The sequence below is a fragment of the Microbacterium sp. genome (genome assembly GCF_035277845.1).
Taxonomy (GTDB): Bacteria; Actinomycetota; Actinomycetes; order Actinomycetales; family Microbacteriaceae; genus Microbacterium.
On sequence record NZ_DATEJS010000160.1, the window covers coordinates 1 to 5,832 of the forward strand.

The window sequence follows — 5,832 nt, forward strand, 5'->3', positions numbered from 1 at the left end:
TGCAGGTCGTCGAACTGCTCGCGACGCATCCGAAGTTCGCCGAGCTGCGCGTCGAGATGCTGCACGGCAAGATGGGCGCCGATGAGAAGGACGCCGTGATGCGGGCGTTCGCGGAGGGTGAGATCGACGTGCTCGTCGCGACCACGGTCGTCGAGGTCGGCGTCGACGTGCCGAACGCGTCGGCGATGGTGATCCTCGACGCCGACCGGTTCGGCGTCTCGCAGCTGCACCAGCTGCGCGGGCGCGTGGGCCGCGGCGACGTGCCCGGGCTCTGCCTGCTCGTCACGGAGTCGCCCGCGGGGACGCCGGCGCGCGAACGGGTCGAAGCGGTCGCCGCGACCACCGACGGCTTCGAGCTCGCCGAGGTGGACCTGCAGCTGCGCGGCGAGGGCGACGTGCTCGGCGAGGCGCAGTCGGGGGCCCGCTCGTCCCTCCGGCTGCTGCGGGTCATCAAGGACGCGGACATCCTGTCCGAGGCGCGCCAGGAGGCGGAGCGGATCCTCGCCGATGATCCGGCACTGATCCGGCATCCCGCTCTCGGCGCCGCGATCGAGCGGCGGCTGGATGCCTCCGAGCGCGCGGCGCTCGCGAAGAACTAGGGTCCGCGCCGACTAGTCTGGTCGGGTGAGCAACCGGATCGCCGTCGTTCCCGGCTCCTTCGACCCGCCGACCCTCGGTCACCTCGACGTGATCCGGCGCGCCGCGGCGCTGTACGACACCACCCATGTCGTCGTCGTGCACAACCCGGGCAAGGAGGCCATGCTGCCGATCGCGCAGCGCCTGTCTCTGCTCGAGCAGTCCATCGCCGAGGGCGATGTGCGCGGCGAGGTCGTGGTCGCCTCCTGGAGCATGGGCCTGCTCGTCGACTACGCGAGCGATGTGGGCGCGGGCGTCCTCGTCAAGGGCATCCGGTCCCAGGTCGACGTCGCCTACGAGACGCCGATGGCGATCGTGAACCGGCACCTCGCCGGCATCGAGACGGTGTTCCTGCTGCCGGATCCCGCGCACGCGCTGGTCTCGAGCTCACTGGTGCGCCAGGTTGCGTCCCTCGGCGGCGACGTGTCGCCGTACGTGCCGCCCGCGGTCGCGCGCTTCCTCGACGCCACGACCGATCGCACCGTCGGGACCGTGCCCGCCTAGGTTCGCCCCGGCTAGACTCGACGGGTGAGATCCACCCGTCCAGGCCCGTTCGCGGTGCACATTCGAGACCTCATCGGCCGACCCGGAGAGATGCGTGAACTCGCGTTCGACGTCGACCTCGCAGACCGCTGGGGGGAGGCCCTCGTCTCGGTGCCGGCGCAGTCGCCGGTCTCGATCGAGGTGCGCCTCGAGTCGGTGCACGAGGGCATCCTCGCCACCGGAACCGCGTCCGCCACGTACGAGGGGGAGTGCGGCCGCTGTCTCACGCCGATCTCCGAGCGTGCCGAAGTCGAGTTCCAGGAGCTTTTCGCGTATCCTGGAGAGGAAGCGAATGACTTCGAGGTTCAAGACGACCACGTGGATCTTGAAACTCTTGTCCGGGACGCCATTGTCCTGTCGCTTCCGTTTCAGCCGGTTTGCCGACCTGACTGCCCGGGATTGGACCCGATCACGGGCGAGCGTCTGGACGAGCGAGCCGTCCCGGAACCGCAGGAGCCCCTCGATCCACGCTGGGCAGCGCTTGCGGATTTCCAGGCCGAGCCGGCTGCCGGTCCTGAGGACGAGCCGACACGATAGCGCCTCACCCCGAGCAGAGAACATCAGCAGCCGGCCCGTGCGCCGGCTTCGCACACGAAAGTAGAGAAGGCCATGGCAGGTAACCCCCCGAAGCGGAAGGTCTCCCGTTCCAACACCCGCTCGCGTCGCGCGCAGTGGAAGGCTGAGGTCCCCACGCTGGTCAAGACCGTCGAGAACGGCAAGACCGTCTACAGCCGTCCGCACCAGGCGAAGGTCGTCACCGACTCGCAGGGCACCGAGCTGTTCCTGGAGTACAAGGGCCGCAAGGTCGCCGACATCTGATCGCAGTCGTGACTGACGAATCAGAGCGCAGTCTTTCCGAGAAGCTCGGGGTCGAGATCGACCTCGGGCTTCTCGCACTTGCGCTGACGCATCGCTCCTACGCGTACGAACACGGCGGGCTGCCGCACAACGAACGACTCGAGTTCCTCGGCGACTCCGTGCTCGGGCAGGCCACCACGGTGCTGCTGTACACGCGGCATCCGGAGTACGACGAAGGCACCCTCGCGAAGCGCCGCGCCAGCGTCGTGTCGACTGTGGCGCTCGCGGAGGCCGCGCGACGGCTCGGCATCGGAGCGCACCTGAAGCTCGGTCGTGGCGAGGAGCTGACCGGCGGCCGTGACAAGGACTCGATCCTCGCGGACACGACCGAGGCGCTCATCGGGGCGACGTACCTGTCGGCGGGTCCGGATGCCGCCACCGCCCTGGTGCACCGCATCGTGGAGCCGATGCTCGCGGACCCTGCCCGCATCGACGCGGCGATCGATCCGAAGACCAGCCTGCAGGAGCTGTCCGCGCGGCTCCACCTGACGCCGCCCGCCTACGCGGTGCAGGCATCCGGGCCCGATCACAACCGCACCTTCGCCGCGACGGTGACCACCGGCGACACGGTGGGGCGCGGCGTCGGGTCGAGCAAGAAGCACGCCGAGATGGCGGCCGCGCTCGACGCCTGGCACGCTCTGTCCGGTCGTGCCTGAGCTTCCGGAGGTCGAGGTCGTCCGAGCCGGCCTCGCGCCCGCAGTGCGCGGGGCCCGCATCGTCGCCGTCACCGTGCAGGACGACCGCGCACTGACCCGCCATGCGGGCTCCGCCGTCGACTTCGAGACGCGCCTCGTCGACCGGTCGGTCACGGGTGCGGCGCGCCGGGGCAAGTTCCTGTGGCTGCCGCTGTCCGCTGACGCGCGGCTCGGCGGGACGCCGCTCGGCGAGGCGCTGGTCGGGCACCTGGGCATGAGCGGGCAGCTGCTGCTGCGCGAATCGGGTGCGCCGATCGAGCGTCATGAGCGGGTGCGCCTCGACATCGACCACCCCGTCCACGGCGAGCTCGCCGTGGTGTTCTGCGACCAGCGCACCTTCGGATCGCTCGCGATCGACGCGCAGGTCGCGACGCCGGACCGGGCACCGGGCGGGTGGGGGACGGATGCCGCCGCCGTCCCGAGCCAGGTCGCGCACATCGCCCGCGACCCGCTCGACCCCGCATTCGACGACGCACGCTGGCGGGCGCAGCTGGCCCGCAAGGACTCGGCGATCAAGCGGGTGCTGCTCGACCAGACCGTCGCCAGCGGCATCGGCAACATCTACGCGGACGAGTCGCTGTGGGCGGCCCGCATCCATCCGGAGACGCCCGCTCGGCTGCTCTCCGCCCGGGCCGCCACGCGCCTGCTCGCCGAAGTGCGCGCGGTGCTGGAGAAGGCCCTGGCCGAGGGCGGCACGAGCTTCGATGCGCAGTACGTCAACGTCAACGGGCAGGCCGGCTACTTCGCGCACTCCCTGAACGCATACGGCCGCACCGGCCTGGCGTGCCCGCGCTGCGGCCGCCCGATCCGCCGGGATGCGTTCATGAACCGGTCGAGCCACTACTGCTCGCGCTGTCAGCGCAGGCGGTGAGCCCGGCCGGCCGCGCGGTCAGCGGAGCTCTTTCTTCCACGCGCCGTTGTAGAGCTGCGGGATGAAGCCGATCGCCTCGTTGATGTCGAGCATCGGACGGTTCTCCTCCGCGTTCCACGTCATCACGCGGGGGGAGAGGGGCGCGAACTCGCGCCAGGCCTGCAGGCCCGCGCACTTGACCAGCATCCCGAGCCGGTGCCCGCGATGCTCCTTGAGCACGAGGGTGTCCTCCTGCATGGTGGCGCGCTCCGGGTCGGTGCTGGCGACCAGCTCGTTGAACGCGACGAGCGTTCCCGTCTCGAGGTGGCGCGCCGCCGTGACGTGCAGGATGCGGCCGGACTCCACGTAGCGCCGGTCGTGATCGCGCACGCGGTCGGCATCCCATGCCTCCTCGTCGATCTCGAGACCGGCCGCCGGGGCATCCGTCGCCATCCGGGACTTGAGCCAGGCGTACCCGTCGATGAACTCGTCCGGTGTGGGGAGGGCCCAGCGCACCACGCCGTAATCCGCGGATGCCGCACGCGCCTCGGCGAGGAGCGCCGCGATTCGTCGGTCCGTCGACGCATCGAGCGGGAGGTAGCTCTGCCGCTCGATCTGCTCGAGCGCGTACCCGTGCCGAAGCAGGAAGCGCGCCGCGTGATCTTCGGGAACGGACCCGAAGCCGGTGGGGGCGGCAAGCTGCTCGCCGTCGCCGTGGGTGTGCGCGGCCCACGCCTGCAGGACGGTGCGCCCGTGGTCCCGGGCGGTCCGTTCGACGACGGCGAGGGCGCCCGTGCCGATGCCTCGGCCCCACACCCGGCGCAGCAGTTCGATCCACCAGATCGCGACGCGCGATCCGTCCTCGCGGGGCAGCTCGACGCCGACCCGCCCGACGACCTCGCCGTCCAGACGCACGATCCACCAGAGCCGCTGCGTGTACTCGGAGCGGCCGAAGACGGGGAGGAGCTCGGCCGGCGTGCTGTCCTCGTCGTCGTTGCCGTTGATCTCGCGGCAGATCTCGTTGCGGGTGTGCACCATGGCGACGAAGTCGCCGGCATCCTGCGCGTCGAGGGTGTCGGGGATCGTCAGGGGCACCAGGGCGGCGCCCGCGGGCAGGGCGGTGTTCTCGAGCGTGCTCATGCGAGGGTCTTCTCCCAGGCCCCCGCGTACGAGACCGGCACGAATCCGAGGGCTTCGTTGATGTCGAGCATCGGGCGGTTCTCCTCTGCGTTGAAGGTGGAGACACTGGGCGAGGTGGGCACGAGACCGCGCCACCGCAGCAGGTTGCCGCATTTCACGACCATGCCGAGTCGGCGCCCGCGGTGCTCCTTGAGCACAAGAGTGCCGTACTGGGAGGTGATCGCGGTACGGTCTGTTCCGATGGCCAGTTCGTTGTACGCGGCGATCGTGGCGGTCGGGACGTGCTCGACGACGGCGACCGACACCAGCAGCTCCTGGGCGGCCAGGCGCGCGTCGCGGCGTTCCAGCCGGGCCGCGTCCCATACCTGCTCCTCGATGTCGAGCGCGCCGGACGGGGCGTCGGTCGCGATCCGCGAGATCGCGTACGCCAGGCCGGTGCGCCACTCCGGCGGCGTCGGGCTGGTCCATTCGCGGTAGCGGTAGTCGGGGCCCGCGTGGGCGACCGCCTGCTCGAAGGCCCGCCGCAGCGGCGCGGGATCGGCGCTCAGGTCGAAGGAGCTGTTGCGCTCGATCTGCCCGAGACGGAACCCGGCGGAGAGCATGAACCGCGCGTGCGCGTCGGCCGCGGGGATGCCGCCCCACCCGCTCGGCGGCTTCACCACGTCGGCGGTCTTCGACGGCCGGTGCATGGTGAAGTTCTGCAGGGTGGTGCGTCCGTGGGCGCGGGCGGTGCGCTCGAGCTCCGCGAGCAGCGCCTCCTCGGCGCCCGAGCCGCGGTGCGCGGCCTCCACCAGGACCTCGAGATCGGCGGTGTGCAGGCCCGGCTGCACCGAGTACCGGAGCATCCCGGCACCGACCGGGTGCCCGTCCGCGTTCACGAGGAACGGGACGTGCACCCAGTCGGCGTCACGCCAGAAGCCGAGCGCCTCAGCCGGCGACTGGTCGAGCGCGTGGTGACCGGCGTCGCGGGCGACCACGGCGTTGGCGACGCGCACCCAGTCGTGAAGGCCGTCCGCATCCGCGGCGTCGGTGCGCTCCGGCACGGTGACGGGGGCGACGGTGTACCTGATCATCTCGGTGCTCCTTTCGGATCGGCGGGGTCAGCTGCCG

8 protein-coding genes are annotated in these 5,832 nt (G+C 71.1%); 6 read left to right on the forward strand and 2 right to left on the reverse strand.

Going from position 1 to position 5,832, the window contains the following annotated elements:
• From VJR25_RS06795 to mutM, 6 genes are all read left to right on the forward strand, one after another.
• The coding region (locus VJR25_RS06795; protein WP_324113880.1) for a helicase-related protein at window positions 1–599 on the forward strand (599 nt) is incomplete at its 5' end.
• Between the two features lie 25 nt (window positions 600–624).
• Window positions 625–1,140 carry a pantetheine-phosphate adenylyltransferase gene (gene coaD, locus VJR25_RS06800; protein WP_324113882.1) on the forward strand — a complete coding sequence of 172 codons (516 nt, stop codon included), beginning with the start codon at window positions 625–627 and terminating at the stop codon, window positions 1,138–1,140.
• A gap of 90 nt (window positions 1,141–1,230) precedes the next feature.
• Window positions 1,231–1,716: a DUF177 domain-containing protein gene (locus VJR25_RS06805; RefSeq protein ID WP_324113894.1), complete on the forward strand. Its 486-nt coding sequence runs from the start codon at window positions 1,231–1,233 to the stop codon at window positions 1,714–1,716.
• 72 nt (window positions 1,717–1,788) lie between these two features.
• Entirely contained in the window at window positions 1,789–1,998 is a 210-nt protein-coding gene (gene rpmF, locus VJR25_RS06810; RefSeq protein WP_324113884.1) for a 50S ribosomal protein L32, read from the forward strand.
• An 8-nt stretch (window positions 1,999–2,006) separates the two neighbouring features.
• Window positions 2,007–2,693, forward strand: a complete 687-nt coding sequence (gene rnc, locus VJR25_RS06815) for a ribonuclease III (RefSeq protein WP_324113886.1) — start codon at window positions 2,007–2,009, stop codon at window positions 2,691–2,693.
• Entirely contained in the window at window positions 2,686–3,603 is a 918-nt protein-coding gene (mutM, locus tag VJR25_RS06820) for a bifunctional DNA-formamidopyrimidine glycosylase/DNA-(apurinic or apyrimidinic site) lyase (RefSeq protein ID WP_324113888.1), read from the forward strand. The genes rnc and mutM overlap by 8 nt, the downstream gene beginning before the upstream one ends.
• 18 nt (window positions 3,604–3,621) lie before the next feature.
• Here mutM and VJR25_RS06825 read toward each other — a convergent pair whose 3' ends face one another.
• Together VJR25_RS06825 and VJR25_RS06830 are read right to left on the reverse strand one after the other, a co-directional pair.
• Window positions 3,622–4,722: a GNAT family N-acetyltransferase gene (locus VJR25_RS06825; RefSeq protein WP_324113890.1), complete on the reverse strand. Its 1,101-nt coding sequence runs from the start codon at window positions 4,720–4,722 to the stop codon at window positions 3,622–3,624.
• Window positions 4,719–5,795, reverse strand: coding sequence for a GNAT family N-acetyltransferase (locus VJR25_RS06830; protein ID WP_324113892.1), 1,077 nt, complete (start codon window positions 5,793–5,795; stop codon window positions 4,719–4,721). Before VJR25_RS06830 ends, VJR25_RS06825 begins: the two co-directional genes overlap by 4 nt.
• Window positions 5,796–5,832: the final 37 nt, after the last annotated feature.

What these genes read in the sequence shown, in the direction of transcription:
- VJR25_RS06805 (WP_324113894.1), top strand. Translation starts at nt 1,231, where the DNA reads ATGCGTGAACTCGCGTTCGACGTCGACCTCGCAGACCGCTGGGGGGAG.
- VJR25_RS06825 (WP_324113890.1), bottom strand. Translation starts at nt 4,722, where the DNA reads ATGAGCACGCTCGAGAACACCGCCCTGCCCGCGGGCGCCGCCCTGGTG.
- rpmF (WP_324113884.1), top strand. Translation starts at nt 1,789, where the DNA reads ATGGCAGGTAACCCCCCGAAGCGGAAGGTCTCCCGTTCCAACACCCGC.
- VJR25_RS06830 (WP_324113892.1), bottom strand. Translation starts at nt 5,795, where the DNA reads ATGATCAGGTACACCGTCGCCCCCGTCACCGTGCCGGAGCGCACCGAC.